General features: G+C 70.1%; 20 protein-coding genes and 1 tRNA gene. 4 read left to right on the plus strand and 17 right to left on the minus strand.

Translation table 11 applies throughout. The features are described from left to right. Positions 1 to 13 precede the first annotated feature (13 nt). Positions 14 to 1,111 (plus strand): serine hydrolase domain-containing protein, encoded by a 1,098-nt coding sequence (locus MRBLWH10_RS08110; RefSeq protein ID WP_341942292.1) that lies wholly within the window; start codon positions 14 to 16, stop codon positions 1,109 to 1,111. On the opposite strand, the gene MRBLWH10_RS08115 is transcribed toward MRBLWH10_RS08110, so the two are convergent. From MRBLWH10_RS08115 to MRBLWH10_RS08160, 10 genes are all read right to left on the minus strand, one after another. Continuing rightward, positions 1,104 to 1,493, minus strand: coding sequence for a bleomycin resistance protein (locus MRBLWH10_RS08115; protein WP_341942293.1), 390 nt, complete (start codon positions 1,491 to 1,493; stop codon positions 1,104 to 1,106). The genes MRBLWH10_RS08110 and MRBLWH10_RS08115 overlap by 8 nt on opposite strands. After that, on the minus strand, positions 1,490 to 2,107 hold the full coding sequence (locus tag MRBLWH10_RS08120) for a DUF4304 domain-containing protein (RefSeq protein WP_341942294.1): 618 nt from the start codon (positions 2,105 to 2,107) through the stop codon (positions 1,490 to 1,492). Before MRBLWH10_RS08120 ends, MRBLWH10_RS08115 begins: the two co-directional genes overlap by 4 nt. A gap of 94 nt (positions 2,108 to 2,201) precedes the next feature. After that, positions 2,202 to 2,273, minus strand: a tRNA-Gln gene (locus tag MRBLWH10_RS08125). A gap of 95 nt (positions 2,274 to 2,368) precedes the next feature. Further along, positions 2,369 to 3,874, minus strand: a complete 1,506-nt coding sequence (gene gltX, locus MRBLWH10_RS08130; protein WP_341942295.1) for a glutamate--tRNA ligase — start codon at positions 3,872 to 3,874, stop codon at positions 2,369 to 2,371. A 53-nt stretch (positions 3,875 to 3,927) separates the two neighbouring features. Continuing rightward, on the minus strand, positions 3,928 to 4,692 hold the full coding sequence (locus tag MRBLWH10_RS08135) for a class I SAM-dependent methyltransferase (RefSeq protein WP_341942296.1): 765 nt from the start codon (positions 4,690 to 4,692) through the stop codon (positions 3,928 to 3,930). Beyond that, on the minus strand, positions 4,689 to 5,945 hold the full coding sequence (locus tag MRBLWH10_RS08140; RefSeq protein WP_341942297.1) for an MFS transporter: 1,257 nt from the start codon (positions 5,943 to 5,945) through the stop codon (positions 4,689 to 4,691). The genes MRBLWH10_RS08135 and MRBLWH10_RS08140 overlap by 4 nt, the downstream gene beginning before the upstream one ends. Next, the gene (locus tag MRBLWH10_RS08145) at positions 5,942 to 6,709 is read right to left on the minus strand and encodes a fumarylacetoacetate hydrolase family protein (protein WP_341942298.1); all 768 of its coding nucleotides are present in this window, start codon (positions 6,707 to 6,709) and stop codon (positions 5,942 to 5,944) included. The genes MRBLWH10_RS08140 and MRBLWH10_RS08145 overlap by 4 nt, the downstream gene beginning before the upstream one ends. A 119-nt stretch (positions 6,710 to 6,828) precedes the next feature. Then, the gene (locus tag MRBLWH10_RS08150) at positions 6,829 to 7,929 is read right to left on the minus strand and encodes a branched-chain amino acid aminotransferase (protein WP_223586523.1); all 1,101 of its coding nucleotides are present in this window, start codon (positions 7,927 to 7,929) and stop codon (positions 6,829 to 6,831) included. 61 nt (positions 7,930 to 7,990) lie between these two features. Beyond that, positions 7,991 to 9,034 (minus strand): 3-isopropylmalate dehydrogenase, encoded by a 1,044-nt coding sequence (locus MRBLWH10_RS08155; RefSeq protein WP_341942299.1) that lies wholly within the window; start codon positions 9,032 to 9,034, stop codon positions 7,991 to 7,993. 64 nt (positions 9,035 to 9,098) lie between these two features. After that, entirely contained in the window at positions 9,099 to 10,646 is a 1,548-nt protein-coding gene (locus MRBLWH10_RS08160; RefSeq protein WP_223586525.1) for an MFS transporter, read from the minus strand. A 64-nt stretch (positions 10,647 to 10,710) separates the two neighbouring features. On the opposite strand from MRBLWH10_RS08160, the gene MRBLWH10_RS08165 reads away from it, so the two are divergent. Further along, positions 10,711 to 11,256 carry a helix-turn-helix domain-containing protein gene (locus MRBLWH10_RS08165; protein ID WP_341942300.1) on the plus strand — a complete coding sequence of 182 codons (546 nt, stop codon included), beginning with the start codon at positions 10,711 to 10,713 and terminating at the stop codon, positions 11,254 to 11,256. Positions 11,257 to 11,370: 114 nt separating this feature from the next. On the opposite strand, the gene serA is transcribed toward MRBLWH10_RS08165, so the two are convergent. The 3 genes from serA to MRBLWH10_RS08180 all read right to left on the minus strand — a co-directional run bounded on the left by serA (position 11,371) and on the right by MRBLWH10_RS08180 (position 13,921). Beyond that, positions 11,371 to 12,975, minus strand: a complete 1,605-nt coding sequence (gene serA, locus MRBLWH10_RS08170; protein WP_341942301.1) for a phosphoglycerate dehydrogenase — start codon at positions 12,973 to 12,975, stop codon at positions 11,371 to 11,373. Between the two features lie 122 nt (positions 12,976 to 13,097). Next, positions 13,098 to 13,445, minus strand: coding sequence for a hypothetical protein (locus MRBLWH10_RS08175; RefSeq protein ID WP_223586527.1), 348 nt, complete (start codon positions 13,443 to 13,445; stop codon positions 13,098 to 13,100). Next, complete coding sequence (locus tag MRBLWH10_RS08180) at positions 13,442 to 13,921, minus strand: hypothetical protein (RefSeq protein WP_105673287.1); 480 nt, start codon at positions 13,919 to 13,921, stop codon at positions 13,442 to 13,444. Before MRBLWH10_RS08180 ends, MRBLWH10_RS08175 begins: the two co-directional genes overlap by 4 nt. A gap of 88 nt (positions 13,922 to 14,009) precedes the next feature. Between MRBLWH10_RS08180 and MRBLWH10_RS08185 the strand changes: the two genes are divergently transcribed. Further along, positions 14,010 to 14,921 (plus strand): hypothetical protein, encoded by a 912-nt coding sequence (locus MRBLWH10_RS08185; protein WP_341942302.1) that lies wholly within the window; start codon positions 14,010 to 14,012, stop codon positions 14,919 to 14,921. A gap of 4 nt (positions 14,922 to 14,925) precedes the next feature. Here MRBLWH10_RS08185 and MRBLWH10_RS08190 read toward each other — a convergent pair whose 3' ends face one another. Further along, positions 14,926 to 15,585, minus strand: coding sequence for a GntR family transcriptional regulator (locus tag MRBLWH10_RS08190; protein WP_341942303.1), 660 nt, complete (start codon positions 15,583 to 15,585; stop codon positions 14,926 to 14,928). Between the two features lie 74 nt (positions 15,586 to 15,659). Between MRBLWH10_RS08190 and MRBLWH10_RS08195 the strand changes: the two genes are divergently transcribed. Continuing rightward, positions 15,660 to 18,491 (plus strand): FAD-binding and (Fe-S)-binding domain-containing protein, encoded by a 2,832-nt coding sequence (locus tag MRBLWH10_RS08195; protein ID WP_341942305.1) that lies wholly within the window; start codon positions 15,660 to 15,662, stop codon positions 18,489 to 18,491. A gap of 62 nt (positions 18,492 to 18,553) precedes the next feature. Here MRBLWH10_RS08195 and MRBLWH10_RS08200 read toward each other — a convergent pair whose 3' ends face one another. From MRBLWH10_RS08200 to MRBLWH10_RS08210, 3 genes are read right to left on the minus strand one after another with little or no spacing between them, the layout of a single operon-like run. Then, complete coding sequence (locus MRBLWH10_RS08200) at positions 18,554 to 19,288, minus strand: copper homeostasis protein CutC (protein ID WP_341942306.1); 735 nt, start codon at positions 19,286 to 19,288, stop codon at positions 18,554 to 18,556. Then, complete coding sequence (locus MRBLWH10_RS08205) at positions 19,285 to 20,634, minus strand: alpha-L-fucosidase (RefSeq protein ID WP_341942307.1); 1,350 nt, start codon at positions 20,632 to 20,634, stop codon at positions 19,285 to 19,287. The genes MRBLWH10_RS08200 and MRBLWH10_RS08205 overlap by 4 nt, the downstream gene beginning before the upstream one ends. After that, the gene (locus MRBLWH10_RS08210) at positions 20,634 to 22,169 is read right to left on the minus strand and encodes a M81 family metallopeptidase (RefSeq protein WP_341942579.1); all 1,536 of its coding nucleotides are present in this window, start codon (positions 22,167 to 22,169) and stop codon (positions 20,634 to 20,636) included. The genes MRBLWH10_RS08205 and MRBLWH10_RS08210 overlap by 1 nt, the downstream gene beginning before the upstream one ends. Positions 22,170 to 22,183 lie beyond the last annotated feature (14 nt).

Genomic DNA, 22,183 nt, shown 5'->3' on the forward strand with positions numbered 1-22,183 from the left:
GAGACGAGGACCGATGACGGAACTGCAGAACACCCTGGATGGCCACATCGCACGCGGCACGGCTCCGGGAATCGTCGTCGCCGACGGCGACCGCTCCGGGTCGATCGCGATCACCTCGTCGGGCGACCTCTCCCCCGACGCCATCGTGCGGATCCAGTCGATGACGAAGCCCGTCGTCGCCGTCGCCGCTCTTCGCCTCGTGCAGGACGGACGTCTCGACCTGGATGCCGCCGTGCACGACTGGCTCCCTGAGCTGCGCGACCGGCGCGTGCTCCGCACCCCGGGGTCGCCCCTGGATGACGTCGTCGCGGCGGAGGGTCCGATCACCGTCAGGCATCTGCTCACCAACACCTCCGGGTACGGGATGACGACCACGCCATGTCCTCTGCACGACGCGATGGTCGCGAACCGCACGGAGGCCGGGCAGGAGGCCGTCGAGCTCGGTGCGCAGGACTGGCTCGATGCTCTCGCGACCCTTCCGTTGATGTGCGAGCCGGGACACGGGTGGCGCTACCACCACTCGTTCGGCATCCTCGGCATCCTCCTGTCCCGCCTCGTGGGTCGACCGCTGGAGGAGCACCTCGCGGTCGATGTCTTCGAGCCGCTGGAGATGATCGACACGGGGTTCACCGTCCCGGCCGAGAAGGCCCATCGACTCCCTGCCGCCTACCGCCACGATGACGAGCAGGGCCTGATCGAGATCGAGCCGGCCGGCGCGGGCTTCTACGTGGCACCCGCCCCCTTCGATCTCAGTCACGCCGAACTCGTCTCGACGGCCGCCGACTACTCGGCGTTCGCGACGATGCTCGCGAACAGCGGGCGAGTCGGAGACGACACGTTCCTGAGCGACGACCTGGCCGCGCTGCTGCGCAGCGATCAGGTGCCCGCGTCGGTCAAGACCCCGGACAGCTTCTTCCCGGGGTTCTGGGACGGCATGGGGTGGGGATTCGGCGTCGTCGTGCACACCGAAGGCCCGCGCCGCGGACGCTACGGGTGGTCGGGCGGACTCGGCACCGACTTCTACGTCGACGCGAACGGTTCCTTCCGCGTCGTGTTGACGCAGGTCGAGATGGGCGCGCAGGTGATGGGTCTCTTCGCAGACCTCAGCTGACCTCGCCGCGCGACGACCCGCCGCCGTCGATCAGAGCCAGCTGCGTGCCGTCGAGATCGACGAGATAAGCGATGCGCAGCCCCGAGCTCTCCAGCCGGGGTGCGTGCAGGCGCGGAAACCCCGTCTGCGCGATGGGGATGCCCGCCCCCGTCGCCGCGGCCCACAGGTCTTCGAGGTCGGCGGCGCGGATGCTGCAGCGGAACGAACTCGACTGGGGGTCGAGATCGGGGTACGGGAAGAACTCGAGCTCGACCGAGCCCCGTTCGAGGATCAGCCAGCCGTCGTCTCGAAACGTCTCGCGGAAGCCCATCCGCCCGTAGAAGCGACTGGTCGCCGGGAAGTCCCGCGACGGCAGGTTCGGAACCGCGCGGTCCTGGCTCATGACTGGCCCTCGTTCTCGACGAGGAGCCTTTCGAGATCCGCGCGCAACGCTGTCGCCCGTTCCGGAACGCGAGGGAGAGCCACGTCGACGATCCGACGCGCCAGCCCCCGATCCCCCACCAGGAGCGCGACGCGCGCCCAGGTGCGCAGCTGCGCCGGATGGAGGTCCCCGTCCAAGGAGCGGCGAGCCTGCTCATGGAAGCCGGCGGGGAAGTCGCTCAGCGGTCCGAAGAAGGCGACCGACTGCCTCTCCCACTCGGACACCATGAAGGCGACGGACTCGGAGGCCTCGGCATCCGTCCGCCCGTACGCGAACTCGGCGTCGGAAGCGTTGCGGAAGCCGGAGATGATCGAGCCGCGCCACGCGCAGTCGTACTCGCGCATCGACGCGACCGGAACAGCATCCCCACCGGCGACACCCCCGAGCGCCGGCAGGTGGGCGCCGAGGTTGATCTGGAAGACCGCGCTGCGCGGGCGGTGCTGCACCTCCACGACGTGCACGACGGGACCGTCGAGCTCGCGTCGGAGCACGTCGCCCGTGCGGGCGAACCCGGCAGCGGTGAGCAGCGGGAAGAACTGCCTGCGCAGCTCGCTCGTGATGGTCTTGCGATCCATGAAGCACTCCCCGGTTCGTCTGCGGCTCAGCTTAGCGATCAGACCCCGCCCGAGAAACGACAAAACCCCCGGGTGACCGGGGGTTTTCATCGTGCTGGGGTACCTGGACTCGAACCAAGAACAACTGAACCAGAATCAGCCGTGTTGCCAATTACACCATACCCCAAGGGCGAAACCTGAGCCTCGCACCGAGATTCAAGCTTACCCGAGCGGTGGCCGAACGCCAAAACCGCCGCTCCGGCACACCGCCCGGGCGCGTCGTCAGCTCTGGAGCGAGGACGACAGCGCGCGAAGGCGACGCAGCGACTCGTCCTTGCCGAGCAGCTCCATCGACTCGAACAGCGGCGGAGACACGCGGCGGCCCGTGATCGCGACGCGCGGAGGACCGTAGGCGACGCGCGGCTTGAGCTCCAGGTTCTCGACGAGTGCGGTCGCGAGGGCGTCCTGGATCTTCTCGGGCGTGAACTCCTCGACCGGCTCGAGCGCGGCGACGCACGCGTCGAGCACCTCGGCGGCGTTCGCGGGGAGACCCTTGAGCGCATCAGCCTCGTAGGAGATCTCGTCGGTGAAGAGGAAGCCGAGCATGCCCGGCACCTCGCCCAGCAGCTGCACGCGCTCCTGGACGAGCGGCGCGGCGCGGAACGCCAGCACCAGCTGCTCGTGCGTCGGCTCGTCGAACAGACCGGCGGCGGCGAGGTACGGGATCGTCCGCTCGGCGAAGTCCTTCACATCCAGCATCCGGATGTGGTCGCCGTTGATCGACTCCGCCTTCTTCTGATCGAAGCGCGCCGGGTTCGGGTTCACGTTCACGATGTCGAAGGCCGCCGTGAACTCCTCCAGCGAGAAGACGTCGCGGTCGGGGCCGATGGACCAGCCGAGCAGCGCGAGGTAGTTCAGCAGACCCTCGTGGATGAAGCCGCGGTCACGGTGCAGGAACAGGTCGGCCTGCGGGTCGCGCTTGGAGAGCTTCTTGTTGCCGGTCTCCCCCAGCACGAGCGGCATATGCGCGAAGCGCGGCACGAAGGTCGTCACACCCGCGTCGATGAGAGCCGCGTACAGCGCCAGCTGGCGCGCGGTGGACGGCATGAGGTCCTCGCCGCGCAACACGTGGGTGATGCCCATGAGCGCGTCGTCGACCGGGTTCACGAACGTGTAGAGCGGCACCCCGTTGGGGCGCACGACCACGAAGTCGGGGAAAGAGCCGGCCGGGAAGGTGACCTCGCCGCGGATCAGGTCGACGTAGGTGAGGTCTTCATCGGGGACGCGCAGACGCAGCGCGGGCTGGCGGCCCTCTGCACGGAACGCCTCCTTCTGCTCCTCGGTGAGGTCGCGGTCGAAGTTGTCGTAGCCGAGCTGCTTGGCGCGGCCGTTGGCCTCGTTGCGCGCATCGATCTCGGCGGCGTCGGAGTAGCTCTCGTAGAGGGCGCCGCTCGCGACGAGCTTGTCGATCACGCCGCGGTAGATGTCGTGGCGCTGCGACTGGCGGTACGGCTCGTGCGGGCCGCCGACCTCGACGCCCTCGTCCCAGTCGATCTTGAGCCAGGTGAGCGCGTCGACGAGCTGACGGAAACTCTCCTCGCTGTCGCGGGCCGCATCGGTGTCCTCGATGCGGAACACCATCTTGCCGCCGGTGTGGCGGGCGTACGCCCAGTTGTAGAGCGCGGTGCGCACCATGCCGACGTGCGGCAGGCCGGTCGGAGAGGGGCAGAAGCGGACGCGGACGTCGGCACCGCTGGCGGTCGTGGTGAGGGGGTGAGGATTAGCCATATCCCCTCGATTCTACCGGGAGCGGATGCCGTCTCCCGGTCTGCTCCGTGGGCTCAGCGGGCCGCGCTCACCGCGATCGCCGCGGTGTGCTCCAGTGGCAGCTGGTCATCGATGACGCGTTCGGCCACCACGGCGTCGAACGCGTGGCGGAAGCGCTCCCTGTCGGCGGCACCGAGAGAGGCATAGAGCGCACCGGCGCCCGCCACACCGCCCTCCACCGACGTCCACAGCGCGCCGGGATCGACCTTCCAGATCCAGGTGTGCTCTGCCACATCGAGTGCAGCGAGGCCCGCCTCGCGCAGCATCCGTTCGAAGCCCTCTGGCGTGCGCTCGAACTCCTCCTCCGGGGCCAGGCGCCCTCCGGCCAGAGGCACGACACCGGCCCGCTCCGTGACCTCGGCCCACAGCCAGGAGGGCGACCGCGTCCAGATCGAGGCGATGACGGCGCCTCGACTCACCCTGCGCAGCTCGGCCGCGGCGGAGCGCGGCGAGTCGACGTGGTTGAGCACGAAGTTCGCGACGGCGACGTCGAAGTCCTCGTCATCGAACGGAAGAGACGGCAATCGCCCCGCGAATGTCCGGATGTGCGGATGCCGGCGCAGCGACGCGTTCCGCATGGTCTCCTCCGGCTCGCAGGCCGTGACACTCCAGCCCTGCTCCGCCCACGCGCCCGCCAGGGTGCCGTCACCGGACCCCACATCGACCAGGTCGCGACCGACCGCCGGTCCGAGCATCGCGCTCATGACGGGCAGCGTGCCGGCGCAGAGCGCCGCATACGAGGCGGAGTAGGCCTCCCCGACGCCCGCCCAGTCCTTCATCGCGAACCGGAGCGGCCGAACGGCGACATCACGACGATCGCGAACACGATGACGGATGCCGCGATCCCGAGTCCCGCGTACTGGAAGTTCGACAGGATCACCCCGGCGAGGACCGCCCCCGCCGCGGCGGACAGGCTCATGAGCGAGTCGCTGCGGCCCTGTCGACGCGTGCGCAGCTCGGGGGCGCTCGCCTCCGTGAGCAGCGCCGCACCAGCGACGGTCGCCGCGCTCCATCCGAGGCCGAGGAGGATCAGAGCGACGATGACGCCCCACGCCTGATCGTTCGCGAAGACGGCGAACCCGAGGGCTCCGGCCAGCAGCGCCTGCCCCAGCAGGACGACGCGCAGCCGACCCCAGCGGTCGGCGAGGATGCCGAAGAGAGGCGACAGCGCGTACATGCCTCCCACATGGAGAGCGATCGTGACACCGACGAGCGCGGAGACGTCGGCGGGCGTGGTGTCCATGCCGTGCATCGCGTGCGCCATGTGCGAGAGATGTACGGGCGTCATCGCCATCACCGAGGCCATCACCACGTGAGAACCCGCGACCGCGAAGATCGCGTACCGCGCGACGACGGGGCTGTCCTTCCTGACGACCCCCGCGGCAGCCGCGGCGGCCGCAGTGGCGAGCTTCTGCGCAGCCAGCAGCGGATCGGGGCGCAGCGCCACCAGGTACAGGATCAGCGCGGCGCACTGGGCGACGAAGGAGAAGGCGTACGAGCCCGTCTGCGGCGGCATCCCGAGCGCGTGCCCCACCACCTCGCCCGGCCCCAGCAGCAGCGGCCCAGCCACTCCTCCGATCGTGGTGGACCACACGACGATCGACAGGTCACGGCCGCGATGCTGCGGCGCCGCGAGGTCGGTCGCGGCGAACCGCGACTGGAGGTTGCCCGCGTTGCCTGCCCCGATCGTCAGTGTGCCCAGCAGGAGCAGCGGGAAGATGCGCAGCGCGACGGCCAGCACGACGATCGCGATGCCGATCAGCGCGAACACGTTGCCGAGGGTCAGCGCGCGACGGCGCCCGAACCGTGCCGCCATGCGGGCGAGCGGGATCGAGCACAGCGCGGGCCCGAGCGTCACCGACGCGGTGGCGAGTCCGGAGAGGCCGTCGTTGCCGGAGAGGTCTGCGGCGAGCAGCGCTCCGAGGGAGACCGTGGCGCCGAACGCGATGCCACCCAGCACCTGCCCGAGCGACAGGACGAGGACCGTGCGGCGCTGGACCTCGACCTGTCGTTCGGGAGTGAGGGTGGTCACTGCGCGTCGCGGACGGAGTTGCGCAGGATGCCGAGGCCGGTGATCTCCACCTCGACCGTGTCGCCCGCCCCGAAGGCGCCGACTCCGGCCGGAGTCCCGGTGAGGATCACGTCGCCGGGGAGCAGCGTGAACACCGCGGAGGCGTACTCGATGATCGCGGGGACGGAGTGGATCATGTCGGTCAGCGGCGCATGCTGACGCACCTCGCCGTTCACACGGGTCTCGATGGTGGCGGATGCCGGGTCGAAGTCGGTCTCGATCACGGGGCCCAGAGGGCAGAACGTGTCGAACCCCTTGGCGCGCGACCACTGGCCGTCCTTGCGCTGGAGGTCGCGCGCGGTGACATCGTTGCCGATCGTGTAGCCGAGCACGTGGTTCAGCGCGTCCGCCGCCTTCACGTTCTTCGCGACCCTGCCGATCACGACGGCGAGCTCGCCCTCGTACTCCGTCTGCTGCGACAGCGCGGGCCGGATGATCGCATCACCCGGACCGATCACGGCCGTGTTCGGCTTCAGGAAAAGCAGCGGCTCCTCCGGCGCCACTCCCCCCATCTCGGCGGCGTGGTCGTGGTAGTTCTTGCCGACGCACACCACCTTCGAGCGCGGGATCACGGGAGCCAGCAGCACGGCATCCGCCAGCGGCACGCGGGCGCCTGTCGTCTCGTATCCCGTGAACAGGGGGTCACCGGCGAGCACGACCAGGTCGGACTCGTCGACGATCCCGTACATGATGGCGTCGTCGTGGCTGAATCGTGCGATCTTCACCCGTTCAGCCTAGCCAGCCGCGCTCCTCTTCGAGACCCCGACCGACGTCGAGACCCCCGCCGGCCCGGTGGGGCAGACGGGGGTCTCGGAGATGCGGCGCGCTCGGGACGCGAGCGGCGTCAGGCGTCCAGACGGACCAGCCAGCCGTGCCGGTCCTCGCGGCGGCCGTACTGGATGTCGGTGAGCTCCTCGCGCAGGGAGAGTGCCAGCTCGCCGAGGGGCTGCGGCTCGTCGAACCCCTCTCCGACCAGCGCGCCGATCGGTGTGACGACCGCGGCGGTGCCGCAGGCGAAGACCTCGACGATGTCACCGGAGGCCACGCCCTGGCGCCACTCGTCGATCGAGATCGGCCGCTTCTCCACGGTGTAGCCGCGGTCCTCCGCGAGCTGCAGCAGCGAGTCGCGTGTGATGCCCTCCAGGATGCTGTCGGACTCGGGCGTCACCACGCGGCCGTCCTTGAAGACGAACACGACGTTCATGCCGCCGAGCTCCTCGACGTAGCGGTTCTCGTTCAGGAACACGACCTGGTCGCAGCCCTTCGCGCTCGCCTCGCTCTGCGCGAGCAGGCTCGAGGCGTAGTTGCCTCCGGTCTTCGCCTTGCCCGTGCCGCCCTTGCCCGCACGCGCGTAGTCCTCGGACAGCCAGATGCGCACCGGCTTCACGCCACCGGAGAAGTACGCCCCGGCGGGGCTCGCGATCACGTAGTAGGCGACCTTCTGCGCCGCGCGGACACCGAGGAAGGCCTCCTTGGCGAACATGAACGGGCGCAGGTACAGGCTCTGATCGGCGCCGGACGGAACCCAGCGGCCGTCGACGGCGATGATCTCGCGCAGCGACTGGATGAAGTACTCGGTCGGCAGCTCCGGCAGCGCCAGGCGACGGGCGCTCGCCTGCAGCCGCGCTGCGTTGCGATCGGGGCGGAACGTGTGGATCGACCCGTCGGCGTGACGGTAGGCCTTGATGCCCTCGAAGATCTCCTGCGCGTAATGCAGCACGGAGGCTGCGGGGTCGAGCGGGATCGGGCCGTAGGGCTGCACCCGGGGGCGGTGCCAGCCGCCGTTCACCGACCAGCAGATGTCGACCATGTGGTCTGTGAACACCACGCCGAAGCCGGGGTTCTCCAGGACCTCGGCGACCCTCGCCGGCGTCGCCGCGTTCAGGTTCTTCGTGACCGCGAACTCCAGCGGAGCCACGGTCGCCTCGGTGTCGATCGTCGTCATGTCGTCATCCGTTCCTCGTGGGTGGGCGCATCATCGCGCTGCTTCAGCCTACGCCTGTCGTTCAGAGGCGCGCGGCGATCGCGGAGCCGATCTCCGCCGTGCTGCGGGCGCCGGTGCGCGCCGCGATATCGGCCTCGACGGCCGCGCTGACCCTCGCCGACTCCTCCGCCAGACCGAGGTGGTCGAGCAGGAGAGCGATCGACAGGATCGCCGCGGTCGGGTCGGCCTTCTGCTGGCCCGCGATGTCGGGCGCGGAGCCGTGCACCGGCTCGAACATCGAGGGGAAGGCGCCGTCGGGGTTGATATTGCCCGACGCGGCGAGACCGATGCCGCCGGTGACCGCGCCGGCGAGGTCGGTGAGGATGTCGCCGAACAGGTTGTCGGTGACGATCACGTCGAACCGCGACGGGTCGGTGACCAGGAAGATCGTCGCGGCGTCGACGTGCAGATAGTCGACCGCCACATCCGGGTGCGAAGCGGCGACCTCGTTCACGATCCGCTGCCAGATGGCGCCCGCGTGCACGAGGACGTTGGTCTTGTGGACGAGCGTGACCTTCTTGCGACGGCGCTCGGCGAGCTCGAAGGCGTAGCGGACGACGCGCTCGACGCCGAACGCCGTGTTCACGCTGGTCTCGTTGGCGACCTCGTGCGGAGTGCCCGTGCGGATCGCGCCCCCGTTGCCGACGTACGGCCCCTCGGTGCCCTCTCGCACGACGACGAAGTCGATGTCGCCGGGGTTCGCGAGCGGTCCGGGGGCGCCGGTGAAGAGCTTCGACGGACGCAGGTTGACGTAGTGGTCGAGCGTGAACCGCAGGCGCAGCAACAGTCCCCGCTCGATGTTCGCGTCCTTGAGGCGCGGGTCTCCGGGCTGGCCGCCGACCGCCCCGAGGAGGATCGCGTCGTGTGCGGCGATCGCCGACAGGTCGTCGTCCGTCAGGGTGTCGCCGGTCTCCAGGAAGCGCGCTGCTCCCAGCGAGAACCGGGTCTTGTCGAACGTGACATCGCTCGCGGCGGTCACGGCGTCGAGGACCTTCTCCGCCTCGGCGATGACCTCGGGTCCGATGCCGTCACCCGGGATGACGGCCAGCTTCACGACACGCGACATGACACTCCTTGCATGAGGGAACCGGCACCCATCGGAACGGATGCCGGTCCCCCCAGCGTACTGGTCAGTGAGACGGGGTCGTGCGCAGTGTGACAGCGGCGATGGCACCCGCCGCGACGACGAGGCCCGCACCGATCAGAGACGTCACCATGACGCCCGACCCGAAGGCCGTCGCCGCGGCATCCCACAGCGCGCCCCCGAGCTGCTCCGGCAGTTTCGCGGCCGCGGTGTAGGCGCCGGCGAGGGTCTCGCGGGCGGCGACGGCCGCATCCTCCGGCAGTCCGGGCGGGAGCACGAGGGCTCCGCGGTAGAACGCGGTGATGATGCCGCCGAGGATCGCCGTGCCCAGCACGGCACCCAGCTCGTAGGCGGTCTCGGAGACCGCGCTCGCGGCTCCCGCCTTCTCCGCGGGGGCGCTCGACAGGATCAGCTCGTTCGAGATCGTCTCGGCCGCGCCGATGCCGATGCCGAGCACGATGAAGGCGACGACGAGCGGCAGGACGCCGTGATCGGAGGTCGTGAACGCCACCAGCAGGTACCCGGCCACCGAGAACAGCAGCGCGGCGGGGATCAGCACCCGCGGACGCACCCGTCTCGAGATCGGGACGACGAGGAGACCGGCGATGATCATCGCCGCCATGCCGGGGACCAGCGCGAAACCGGCCTCCATCGGAGAGAGACCGAGCACGAGCTGCACGTGCTGGGAGACGAAGTAGAGGAAGCCGACGAGGGCGACGACGCTCAGGAGGTTCACCATGATCGCCCCGGAGAAGGATCCGCGGCGGAACAGACCCATGTCGAGCATCGGGATCTCGGCGCGGTTCTGCCGACGCACGAACAGGTATCCCATGAGGAGGCCGAACGCCGCAAAGGCACCCGCCTTCCACGAGGGGCCGTCCACGGCCAGCGTCTTGATCGCGTAGACGACCGGGATCATCGCGGCCATCGACAGCACGATGCTGACGGGATCGATGCGACCGGGATTCGGGTCACGGCTCTCCGGCACCAGCAGCGGCGCGAGGATCAGCAGAGGGATCAGAACCGGGACCGCGACGAGGAACACGGAACCCCAGGCGAAGTGCTCGAGGAGGAAGCCTCCGACGATAGGTCCGAGTGCGGCGCCCGCCGAGAAACCGGCCGCCCAGACGGCGATGGCCATGCGGCGCTGCTCGCGATTGCGGAAGATGGAGCGCAGCAGCGACAGCGTCGACGGCATCAGCATCGCGCCGAAGAAGCCGAGCAGTGCGCGCGCACCGATCAACAGGCCCGCCGTCGGGACGAAGGCGGCCAGCGCCGAGACGGCCGCGAAGCCGGTCGCGCCGATGAGCAGGAGTTTGCGGCGGCCGAAGCGGTCGCCCATGGTCCCCATCGTGACGAGGAGTCCGGCGAGGACGAGCGGGTAGACGTCGATGATCCACAGCTGCTCGGCGCCCGACGGCGAGAGCGCCATCGAGATCTCAGGCAGCGCGAAGCTCAGCACGGTGTTGTCCACCGACACCAGCAGCACTGGCAGCATGAGCACGACGAGCGCGGCCCAGCCTCGCGCCCCTACACGGGGAGCATCGGTCTCGGCGTTGTCGACGACAGTGGGGATCGACGCTGTGCGCGTCATGAGGCACCTCTCAGGATCTTCTGCGGCTCAGTTACTGAACCGTCCAGATGGTATAGTAACAGATATGCCCCGACCTCCTCTCGCCCGAGAACGCGTCCTGGACGCGTTCGAGTCGATCCTCATCGCCGACGGAGAGCGGGCGGCGACCCTCGATGCGACCGCGAAGGCGGCAGGAGTGTCGAAGGGTGGACTGCTCTACCACTTCGGCTCGAAGGAAGAGCTCGCCGCAGGGCTCCTCGAGCGGCTCGACGCGCTCACGACGGCCGATCTGGAGCGTATGACGGCGGCGGAGGAGGGTCCGGTGGCCTACTACGTCCGTACCTCGGTCATGGAGGACGATGCGCTGGACCGCGCTCTCATCGCCGCCACCCGCCTGGCCCAGGGCGGATCCGCGGCGGCAGCGGACATGCTGCGCCACACCCGTCACCGCTGGGAGGACACGATCCGCCCTCACGTCCGCGACAGGGCGAGCCTCGACCTCGTCATGCTGCTCAGCGACGGGCTCTACTTCAACAACTCCCTCGACGTGCACGGCCCCGAGCGCCTGGTGCCGCGCAGCGAGGAGCTCGCCGAGCTGATCGCGCTCGTGCTGAGCGTCACGTCACGCTAGTCCCCCAGAGACGCGATGCGCCTCTCCAGGTGACGCCGCACCACCGGGTCAGCGATCCGCACACGCGAGAGGCGGGAGAGGCATCGCGCCTCCCCCGCCTCTCGTGGGCCCTGGTCAGACCTCGGTGAGCTCGATCTGACGGAACAGGTCGGCGTCGATCGCCGTGCGGACGTCGTCGAGGAGCTCCTCGGACACGGGCGAATCGAGGGTCAGCACGCTGAGCGCCTGGTCGCCCGCCGCGAGGCGGCCGATCTGCATACCGGCGATGTTGATACCGGCCTCGCCGAACTTCTGTCCGTAGACCGCGACGATGCCGGGTCGGTCGGTGTAGAGCATCACGACGTGGTGCTTCTCGATCGGGAGCTCGAGCGCGTGGTCGTTGATCCCGACCAGCTTCTCCGTCTGCTTCGGGCCGGTCAGCGTGCCGGAGACCGAGAGCTGCGTGCCGTCGGAGAGCGCGCCGCGCAGCGTGATGACGTTGCGGTACTCGTCACTGACGTCATCCTTCAGCAGGCGCACCGCGATGCCGCGCTGGTCGGCGAGCAGCGGAGCGTTCACGTACGACACGGTCTCGCTGACGATGTTGGTGAAGACGCCCTTGAGCGCGGCGAGCTTCAGCACGCTCACGTCGTAGTCGTTCAGCTCGCCGTGCACCTCGACGTCGAGGCTGGTGAGGGGCGAGGTCGCGAGCGCCGAGAAGATCTGGCCGAGCTTCTCGACCAGGGAGATGCCGGGGCGCACATAGGGATCGATCACGCCGCCGGCGACGTTCACGGCGTCGGGGACGAGGTCGCCGCCGAGGGCCAGGCGCACCGAGCGGGCGACCGAGACGCCCGCCTTCTCCTGCGCCTCGTCGGTGCTGGCTCCGAGGTGTGGGGTGACGACGACGTTCGGCAGCGCGGTGAGGGCGCGCGCGGAGCTGCCCTCCGCCGGGGGCTCCGAGGTGAAGACGTCGAGTCCGGCGCCGGCGATCTCGCCGGCGTTGAGCGCCTCGATGAGCGCCGCCTCGTCGATCAGGCCGCCGCGGGCGACGTTGACGACGTAGGCGGTCTTCTTCATGGCCTGGAACTGCTCGGTGCTGAGCATGCCCGTGGTCTCGGGCGTCTTGGGCATGTGGATCGTGATGAAGTCGGACTCGGCGATCAGCTCGTCGAGCGACAGGAGCTGCACGCCCAGCTGCTGGGCGCGCGCCGACGTGACATAGGGGTCGTAGGCGACCACGCGCATGTCGAAGGCCGCGAGACGCGCGGCGACGAGAGCCCCGATGCGCCCGAGGCCGATGATGCCGACCGTCTTCTCGAAGAGCTCTGCGCCGGTGTAGGAGCTGCGCTTCCACTGCCCCGCGGAGAGCGAGGCGTGCGCCGCGGGGATGCGACGGGCGAGGCTGAGGATGTGGCCGATCGTGAGCTCGGCGGCGGAGACGATGTTCGACGTCGGCGCGTTGACGACCATCACGCCAGCGGCCGTCGCCGCCTTGATGTCGACGTTGTCGAGGCCGACGCCCGCGCGGGCGACCACCTTGAGCTGCGGTGCGTGCGACAGCGCCTCCTCGTCGATGCGGGTCGCCGAGCGGATGAGAACGGCGTCCGCCTCCGCGAGCGAGGCGAAAAGTGCCTCGCGGTCGGTGCCGTCGACGCTGCGGACGTCGAAGTCGGGGCCCAGAGCCTCGATCGTGGCGGGAGAGAGTTCTTCGGCGATGAGCACAACAGGCTTCGGCACAGTGGATCCTTCGGGGCAGCGCGACATGCGGGAGAGGGCCGATGCGCCGCACACCATCGGGGGCGCGATCACGTCAACTGTACCGGAGCAGGATCGCTGCCCCGTGCCGTGTGACGGCAGGATCAGGCAGCCACCAGCTGAGACATGTTGAGGATGCTGTAGCCGAGCAGGCTCAGCCAGAACACCGCCACGACGCCCAGACCGGCGAGCAGCACGAGGCTGAGCTCACCCACGCGGCGCCGACGGCCGATCACGAGGGCGAACACGAAGACGAGGGCAGGGAACACGACCCCGAAGAGCAGCGTCGCCCACCCCGTCGCCGTCAGGCCGCTCTGCGCCATGGACACCAGGTGCGCCACGGCGTTCCACACCGCATAGGCGTAGAAGAGGCCGCTGAGACCGATGACCAGCCAGACGATCCACCGCGGAGAACCCGCCGAGATCGAGGGCGTCGTCGTGGATGCGGTCATGATCCGATCACCCCCACGGTGACGAAGGGCCAGGGAACGAGGAGCACCACGCCCAGGAGGAGAACGAGCACGCGGATCCACGCGGCCCTGCCGCGCGTCAGCACCCACGTCGCGAGGAACCACAGGGCGGGGGCCGCGACGGCCAGCACGAACCAGGGCACGTACATGCTGTCGGCGACGATCAGGTTCGCCAGCGGCTTGAGACGGAGCCCGCCGACGACCCAGCCCACGGTGTACAGCAGGTAGACCCCGCCGACCACTCCCAGGGTGAGGAGCATCCCGGTGCCCAGTGCGGCGGGCGCCTCGTCAGCCTCGGTCGGATCGTCGGATGCCGCGGCATCCGACTCCCCACCCTCCTCGACGACCCTGTCGCTGCCCTTGCCGACGGCGTTCCAGCCCGCGGGCAGGGCGGGTTCCTTCGGCGACGTGCCGTCGTCGCCCTCCCATGTCAGGGCGTCATCGGGATCGGTGCTCATGTCCTCCAGCGTAGGACACCGCGTCCACTAGGCTCAGGGGTGCAAATCGGCTGTGCACGCGGGTGCGCAGGGGGAAAGGGTGTTGATCGTGGCAGAGAGCAAGAGCGGCGAGTCCGTCGAACCGGCGGCGAACTGGAAGCCGACGGCCGAAGCCAAGTCCAAGGCGACCACCTTCCGCTGGATCGCCGCCGTGCTCTGGGCCGTCGCCATCGCGAGCGAGGCCGTCGCGATCTTCTGGCTGCTGCGCCAGCGCGACTACGTCGGCGAAGACGGCGTGCTCGTCCGCGATCCCGACACGGGGCTCCTCTCCGACCCTGGCGTGACCGCGCAGTTCCCGCAGTGGGCCTTCATCACCCTCCTCGTGATGCTCGTCGTCATCGCCGCGCTGTCGATCACCGGTTCCCTCCTCTGGAAGAAGGCGAACCGCCTCGACCCCGCGCGCAAGTCGGAGACCCTCCGCTTCTTCGTGCAGAACCAGCTCGGCGCGATCATCGCGATCGTCGCCTTCCTCCCGCTGATCATCCTCATCTTCCTGAACAAGGACATGAACAAGGGCCAGAAGGCCACCGCCGGCATCGTGGGCATCGCGCTCGCTGTCCTGGCGACCGTGATCGGCGTCGACTTCAACCCGCCGTCCGTCGAGCAGTACACGGCCGATCAGTCGGCCGTCATCCAGCTGCTCGGCAAGGACGAGGTCGTGTGGGTCGACGGCGGCTCGGTGTACCACGTGTGCGACCAGGTCTCCGACATCCAGACCGGCAGCGAGAAGCGCACCGGCACCACCGCTCAGGCGATCGAGGCAGGCAAGATCCGCCTCACCCTGAAGTTCGCCTCCGAGCTGAAGACCTGCGGCCTCGCCGTGCCCGACAACGCCGACGCGATCACCGAGGCGCTGCGGTCCATCCAGGCCGGCCAGGTCGACACGCCGCTGCCGGCCCCGGTCTGGGCAGACCCGACCGACGCCCCCATCGAGATCGAGGACGCCGCGCCCGCGAACTGAGCGCTCACCGGGCGCCGAGCGCCTCCACGAGCCGCTGCTCCGCGGCGGAGAGATGGGCGTGGAGCAGCTCGGCGGCCCGCTCGCCGTCTCCCCCGGCGAGGGCGTCGAGAATTCCCGCGTGCTGCTCGGCGATCGCCGAGGCGTCCAGCAGCTGCCTCCCCTGCACCTGCGCCATGCACAGCCGCACCTCGTCGATCACGCTGCGGTACATGCGCGCGGTGCGTTCGCTCTCCAGCGCGTCGATCAACGCCGTGTGGAATCGCAGATCGGGATCGACGGTCGCGGCGTCCGGCCCCGGCGGCATCGCCGCGATCTCCTCGTTCGCGGCGACCGCAGACGCGGGGACCGTCCGGGAGAGAGCGAGCTCCCGAAGGGCGGCACTCTCCACCCTCGCCCTGGTGCGGTAGACGTCGCGCACAGTCTCCGGGTCGATGCCGACGACCCGGGCGCTGCGATGAGCGGTCCTGGCGAGGAGGCCGGAGGCCACGAGCTGCTCGATCGCCGCCTTCGCGCTCGGACGCGCGACCCCGTAGGCCATCGACACCGCGGCCTCGGTGAGCGGCGCCCCCGAGCGGATGTCTCCGCTGAGGATGCGGGAGCGCAGTCGCGCCGTCACGGCATCCACTACGCCGATCACTCCGAGGTCGGCATCCGTCGTCGTCATGCGGCCATGTTATCGAGACCTGCGCCCATCGGTACACTTGTCAGACAATCCGTCCCGCACTGTCGAGGAGCACCGTGCCCACCACGCTCGCCGAACCCCTGAATCCGGAACTGCTCGGCCCGTCGACGGCGGTGCACCTCCGCTCGATCGACCGCTTCGCCCGCGCGCACGACGCCTCCCACTACCTGCTGGTGCCGGATGCGGTCCTGTCCCCCGTCGATGCCGCCGGGGTCGCTCGCGCCTTCGATGCCGTACGAGCGGCCGGGCGGACGCTCACGTTCCGCTCCGGCGGCACGAGCCTGTCGGGCCAGGGCGTGAGCGGCGACATCCTCGTCGACACGCGCAGCGGCTTCCGCACCATCGCGATCGAGGACGAGGGGCGCTCGGTCCGGGTCGAACCAGGGGCGACCGTGCGTCAGGTCAACACCCGACTGGCACGGTACGGCCGCAAGCTCGGCCCCGACCCCGCGAGCGAGATCGCCTGCACCATCGGCGGAGTCGTCGCGAACAACTCCAGCGGCATGGCCTGCGGCATCGTCGAGAACTCGTACCGGACGATCGAGTCCCTGCTGCTGGTCCTGCCCAGCGGCACGGTCCTCGACACCGCCGCCCCCGATGCCGATGACCGGCTGCGCGCGGCCGAGCCCGAGATCGCCGACGGTCTTCTCGCCCTGCGTCGACGACTCCTCGACTCGCCGGCGAACGTCGAGATCGTGCGTCGGCAGTTCTCCATGAAGAACACGATGGGCTACGGGCTCAACGCGCTGCTCGACTTCGACGACCCCGTGCGAATCCTCGAGCACCTGGTCATCGGCTCGGAGGGCACGCTCGCCTTCGTCGCCGAAGCGCGGTTCCGGACGATCGAGATCAAGCCGGCGATCGCGACGGGACTCCTCGTCTTCGACACGCTCTCCGACGCGATGGCCGCCCTGCCCGGGCTCACCGCGCTCGGCCTCGCCACGATCGAGCTGCTGGATGCCGCGTCCCTCCGCGTCGCACAGGGGCTCAGCGATGTGCCGCCCGCGATCGCGTCGATCGAGGTGCGCGACCACGCCGCCCTCCTCGTCGAGGTGCACGCGCAGGACGCGGAGGCGCTGGCCGTGGACACGACGACGGCCCTCGGACACTTCGCCGCGCTCCCGCTCGCGATCGACGCGACCCTCACCACCGACGCGGCCGAGCGCGCCGCCCTGTGGCACGTGCGCAAGGGCCTCTACACCGCGATCGCCGGGGCGCGCCCTTCGGGCACGACCGCCCTGCTCGAAGACATCGTCGTCCCCGTGGAGCGTCTCCTCGTCACCTGCGAGCGGCTCATCGAGCTCTTCTCCGCGCACGGATACGAGGACTCCGTCATCTTCGGACACGCCAAGGACGGCAACGTGCACTTCCTGCTCAACGAGCGCTTCGACGATCCGGAGAGCCTCGCCCGCTACCGCCGCTTCACCGACGATCTCGTCGAGCTGGTGCTGGAGCAGCAGGGCTCCCTGAAGGCGGAGCACGGCACCGGTCGCATCATGGCGCCCTTCGTGCGCCGCCAGTACGGCGACGAGCTCACCGACATCATGTGGGACGTCAAGCGGCTGCTCGACCCCTCCGGCATCCTCAATCCCGGTGTCGTGCTCTCCGACGACCCCGATTCCTACCTGCACGATCTGAAGCGCGTGCCGACGGTGGAGAAGGAGGTCGACCGCTGCGTGGAGTGCGGGTACTGCGAGCCGTCATGCCCGAGCAAGAGCATCACGCTCACCCCGCGGCAGCGCATCGTCCTCCGCCGCGACATGGCCTGGGCGGAGGAGCGCGGCGATGACGCGCTCCTGGCCGAGTTGCGCGCCGACTACGACTACGAGGGCGTGCAGACGTGCGCGGTCGACGGCATGTGCGGCGTCGCCTGCCCCGTCGACATCAACACGGGCGATCTCGTGCGGCGCCTGCGCGCCGATCAGGCCTCGACGATCGAGGACGGCCTGTGGGACGTCGCCGCGAAGAGCTGGGGCACGGTCACGAAGGTCGGCGGCGTCGCCCTCACGGTGGCCGATGCCCTGCCCTCGCCTCTCGTGACGGCCGCGACCCGAGTCGGCCGCGCGGTGCTCGGCGCCGACACCGTGCCGCTGTACGACGCCGGGCTCCCCCGAGGCGGCTCGACGCCTCCGCGTCCGGACTCGCCCGCCGACGCCAGGGCGGTCTTCTTCGGGGCGTGCATCGGCACGATGTTCGGCGCGGAGGGGCACGGGGAAGGATCGAGGGATGCCGTATCGGCGCTGCTCGACCGTGCGGGCATCCCCGTCGTGATCCCCGACGACGCCGGAGGCCTGTGCTGCGGAACGCCGTGGAAGTCGAAGGGACATCTCGCCGGATACGACCGCATGACCGAGCGCGTGCTCGCATCGCTGTGGGCCGCGAGCCGGCAGGGCGCCCTTCCCGTCGTGTGCGACGCCGCCTCCTGCACGGAGGGCCTGCACGTCATGCTCGCGAAGGGCGTGGACGCGCACCCCGAGTACGCCGGACTCGTCATCGAGGACGCGACGACCTTCGTCGCCCGCGAGGTGCTGCCCCGCCTGGACGTGCGGAGGAGGCTCGACCGGATCGCGGTGCATCCGACCTGCTCCACCACCGCGCTCGGTGCGACGGGGGCGCTGACCGCGCTCGCATCCGCCGTCGCCGAGGACGTCTACGTTCCCGACGGCTGGGGATGCTGCGCGTTCGCCGGGGACCGCGGCATGCTCCATCCCGAGCTCACCGCCAGCGCCACGGCGGTCGAGGCCGCAGAGCTGCGCGACGCCGAGAGGGAGCGCGGATTCGACGCCTTCGTGTCGGCGAACCGCACGTGCGAGATCGGGATGACCCGTGCCACCGGCCGCGGGTATCGACACGTGGTCGAGGTGCTCGAGGAGCTCACGCGCCCCTGAGACGCGGCGATCGGCGCCGGCCCCGCCCGTCGCGGGCAGTTCGGCCGGCGCCGACCGGGAGATCAGCGTTCCGCGTGGAGGGCGGCCGCAGCGCGCGCGACGATCCCGCCGTCCGTGATGTCGAAGCCGGTGTCTCCACCGCCGGGTCCGCTGGGCGCGAGGTCTCCGGACGACGTCTTGGCGGAGAGGTGGACCGCGTGCACACCGCACGCGCGCAGGGCGACGATGTCCTCCACGCGCACTCCTCCGCCCGCCATGATCTGCAGGCGTCCGGCGGCCTCGTCGACGAGACCGGCGAGGACTCCGGCGCCGTCGATGCTGCGTGCGGCTCCCCCGCTGGTGAGGATGCGATCCACGCCGCAGTCGACGAGCTCTCCGATCACGGATCTCGGGTCGCTCAGGGTGTCGATCGCCCGATGGAACACGAACTCGGCAGTGCCCGCGGCGCTCTTCCAGAGATCGAGCGCGCGACGGTCCACGCCGCCGTCGCGGGTCAGCGCGCCGACGACCACGGCACCGGCACCCCGGCGCACGACCTCGGCGACATCCGCCGCGACGAGCGCCACGTCCTCGTCGTCGTAGACGAACCCTCCGGTGCGCGGACGGACGAGCACCGCGAGCCGCTCGGGGCGACCGACTGCGGCGAGGACGGCATCCACGGTCGCGGGCGACGGCGTCAGCCCGCCCGTCGCGCTCAGCGCCTGGCACAGCTCGACGCGATCGGCGCCCGCCGCCCGCGCGACCCGTGCGCCCGCGGCATCCTGCACGGCGATCTCGAGGGCGGGAACGGACATCATGGCGCCACGGTAACCGTGGCCACCGGGGTCTCGCGCAGGGCGTCGGGGATGCGCGCGCTCGTGGAGCCGTCCGCCGCACGGATCACCTCCGCGTGAGACCCGTCGGCCCACCGCGCCTCGCCCGCGGACAGTTCGGACGGGATCGGCAGCTCGCCGGCGCTCGGATCGAGCGCGTGCACGTGGACGCCCGCATCCGATCGCGTGTACCGGACGGGCGCGCCCGCGGCCTCGCCGAAGCGCACCCACGGACGTGTGCCGTAGATCGCCGAGCCGTTGACCCGGAGCCAGGCGCCGAGCTCCTGCATGGTCTGGCGCTGCAGCTCGGGGATCCGTCCTGCCGCGTCGGGTCCGACGTTGATGAGGAGGTTGCCGTTCTTCGACACCACGTCGACGAGCATCCGGATGAGGTCGGGACCCGACAGCGTGTGGCGCGTGTCCTCCGCGCTGTTGTAGCCGAAGGAGTACCCGAGCCCCCTGGTCGACTCCCACGGCCGCGGGATGATCTCGTCGATGCGGGTGTACTCGCGGGTGAGGAAGCCGTGGTACGGGACTCCCCACCGGTCGTTGACGACGCCGTCGGGGACCGCGGCGAAGTACCGCGACAGCGTCTCGGCGACGCCGTAGTCCTCACGGCCCTTGCCGCCGTCCGGCCACTCGATGTCGTTCCACAGGAGGTCGGGCGAGAAGCGCTCGACGAGCTCGTCCAGCTGCGCGGCGGCGTAGCGGGCGAAGTGCTCGTCGTTGCGACGGTACCGGAAGAGATCGGTGTCGGACTCGATGGCCGGGAAGTCGCTCACGTGCCAGTCCAGCGCCCCCGAGTAGTACACGCCGAACTTCGCCCCCGCCCTGCGGGTCGCGTCGTGGAACTCCGCGATCAGGTCGCGGCGGGGCCCGCGTGCGATCGCGTTGAATCCCGTCGTCCCTGTCCCCCAGAGGCAGAACCCCTCGTGGTGCTTGGTGGTCGGGACGACGTACTTCGCCCCCGCGTCGACGAGCTCGCCGACGAACGCATCCGCGTCGAAGGCGGAGGCGTCCCACACATCGGCGAGGTCCTCGTAGGACGTGCCCGGTCCGTAGAGGCGCTGATGCCGCTCCCAGGTCGGGCTGCCCGCGATGCGCACGGTGTTGCCGTACCACTCCGCGTACTGGTGCCAGGCGTAGGCGTCCTCGGTGGGGATGTTCACTCCCTCGCCGTGCTGCACGGCCCACGCGGGCACCGAGTACAGCCCCCAGTGCACGAAGAAGCCGAGCTTCGCGTCGCGATACCAGTCGGGAACGCCGTTGGTCGGGTAGACGGGGGCCTCGGCACCGAAGTCGGGTCCGGTGCGCTTCTCGAAGTTCATCATCAGCGGATCTCCTCGCCGCGTCGCACGACGACGGCGGTCAGGTCGGGGGCTCCCGACGTGTCGAAGGGGTAGACCCCCGGCGCGAGTCGGTGGTGGCCGAGGCGCAGCAGGTCCTGGTCGACGCCACCGGGGGTCAGCGCGAGAGTCCAGTCGGCGGCGAGGTCGTACAGCTCTGGCTCCAGGTAGCCGATCTTCACGACGACAATGTCCGCCGTGGTCGGCTCCAGACCGAGCATCCGGAAGTCGTCGAGGTGATGGAACGGCTTGCGGCGCTCCGTGATGATCGCGTGGAGTCCACCGACCGCGATCACGACCTGCGTCCCCGCATCGTGGTCGTCCTCGGTGATCGAGAAGACGGAGCCGGTGATCTCGACGGGACCGTGGGGGCCGTCATCCACCCGCGCACCCGCCGAGAGGGTGACGGTGGCGCCGACACCCGCCGCGACGGCCTGCGCGACCGCGTCCCTGTCGAAGATCGAGGCCACGAGTGTCGTGCGAGAGCCGTCGGTCAGCTCTGCACGGCTGAGCAGTTGCGCGAGCGTCCAGGTCACGTCGCCCGCTCCCCCGGCCGTCGGGTTGTCTCCGGAGTCGGAGATCAGATAGGGATGCCGGGCCTCCGGCGCGAGCGCCTTCGCGAGGGCCTCGTCGAGCGAACCGGTTTCCGCGACGAAGACGAAGTCCTCGCGTGCGTCCCAGAACAACCGTGCGACGCGCTCGGCCTCGCGCGCGATCAGGTCCCGGTCGTCGCCCGTGACCACCACGTAGGCCTGGCAGCGCGGCTCATCAGCCCAGGCGTAGCCGATCCACACCGAGGCGTCCACGACGCCGTCGAGGGCCTCGATGCCGGGCAGCTCCGCATAGATGCCGCGGGCGGGCTCGAGGCGCGTGCTCGTCTTCTCGCCGGGGAGCAGGACCGGCACGGGGACCCAGGCGCTGAACGGGCGACGACGCAGCGGGTCGGCGCCGTGCTCGCCGCGGAGTCGCGCCAGCAGATTCCAGACCGCGCGCTCTTTCGTGTTCAGCCAGTCCTCGTGGGGGGCCATGCGGTAGCAGGTGAGGAGGTCGACCGCATCGCGGAGCGTCTCGGACACGTTCCCGTGGAGATCCATCGAGGTGGACACGAGCGTGTCGGGTCCGAGGGCCTCGCGCACGGCCAGGGCCAGGTCGCCCTCGGCGTCGTCCATACCCACGACGCTCATCGCGCCGTGGATGTCGAAGAAGAAGCCGTCGAACGGCCCCTGCTCGCGGATGCCCGCGACGATCGCCTCCTTCATCCGCCGATACGTCGCCGGATCGACCGCGCCTCCTGGCAGTGAGCGTCCGTGGGTGAGGGGGATCCACTCCGCTACCTCCGCGAGCTCGCGCCCTGCATCGAGGAACGGGTAGTACGCGCGCAGATCCTCGCCCGTGCGGATCGTGAACGCCTCGTCGCCGGAGATGTGCGGGGAGAAGGTGCTCGATTCGATCGAGATCCCGCCGATGCCGATGCGCGGCGTCGCGAGACCTCCGTCGGCGACGGGCGGGAGGGCGCCCATCCAGATGTCGCTGG

The organism is Microbacterium sp. LWH10-1.2 (assembly GCF_038397765.1).
GTDB classification, from domain to species: Bacteria; Actinomycetota; Actinomycetes; order Actinomycetales; family Microbacteriaceae; genus Microbacterium; species Microbacterium natoriense.

Coding starts and splice junctions, on each gene's coding strand:
- MRBLWH10_RS08110 (WP_341942292.1), top strand. CDS start 14: ATGACGGAACTGCAGAACACCCTGGATGGCCACATCGCACGCGGCACG.
- MRBLWH10_RS08115 (WP_341942293.1), bottom strand. CDS start 1,493: ATGAGCCAGGACCGCGCGGTTCCGAACCTGCCGTCGCGGGACTTCCCG.
- MRBLWH10_RS08120 (WP_341942294.1), bottom strand. CDS start 2,107: ATGGATCGCAAGACCATCACGAGCGAGCTGCGCAGGCAGTTCTTCCCG.
- gltX (WP_341942295.1), bottom strand. CDS start 3,874: ATGGCTAATCCTCACCCCCTCACCACGACCGCCAGCGGTGCCGACGTC.
- MRBLWH10_RS08135 (WP_341942296.1), bottom strand. CDS start 4,692: ATGAAGGACTGGGCGGGCGTCGGGGAGGCCTACTCCGCCTCGTATGCG.
- MRBLWH10_RS08150 (WP_223586523.1), bottom strand. CDS start 7,929: ATGACGACGATCGACACCGAGGCGACCGTGGCTCCGCTGGAGTTCGCG.
- MRBLWH10_RS08155 (WP_341942299.1), bottom strand. CDS start 9,034: ATGTCGCGTGTCGTGAAGCTGGCCGTCATCCCGGGTGACGGCATCGGA.
- MRBLWH10_RS08160 (WP_223586525.1), bottom strand. CDS start 10,646: ATGACGCGCACAGCGTCGATCCCCACTGTCGTCGACAACGCCGAGACC.
- MRBLWH10_RS08165 (WP_341942300.1), top strand. CDS start 10,711: ATGCCCCGACCTCCTCTCGCCCGAGAACGCGTCCTGGACGCGTTCGAG.
- MRBLWH10_RS08175 (WP_223586527.1), bottom strand. CDS start 13,445: ATGACCGCATCCACGACGACGCCCTCGATCTCGGCGGGTTCTCCGCGG.
- MRBLWH10_RS08180 (WP_105673287.1), bottom strand. CDS start 13,921: ATGAGCACCGATCCCGATGACGCCCTGACATGGGAGGGCGACGACGGC.
- MRBLWH10_RS08190 (WP_341942303.1), bottom strand. CDS start 15,585: ATGACGACGACGGATGCCGACCTCGGAGTGATCGGCGTAGTGGATGCC.
- MRBLWH10_RS08200 (WP_341942306.1), bottom strand. CDS start 19,288: ATGATGTCCGTTCCCGCCCTCGAGATCGCCGTGCAGGATGCCGCGGGC.
- MRBLWH10_RS08205 (WP_341942307.1), bottom strand. CDS start 20,634: ATGATGAACTTCGAGAAGCGCACCGGACCCGACTTCGGTGCCGAGGCC.
- MRBLWH10_RS08210 (WP_341942579.1), bottom strand. CDS start 22,169: ATGGGCGCCCTCCCGCCCGTCGCCGACGGAGGTCTCGCGACGCCGCGC.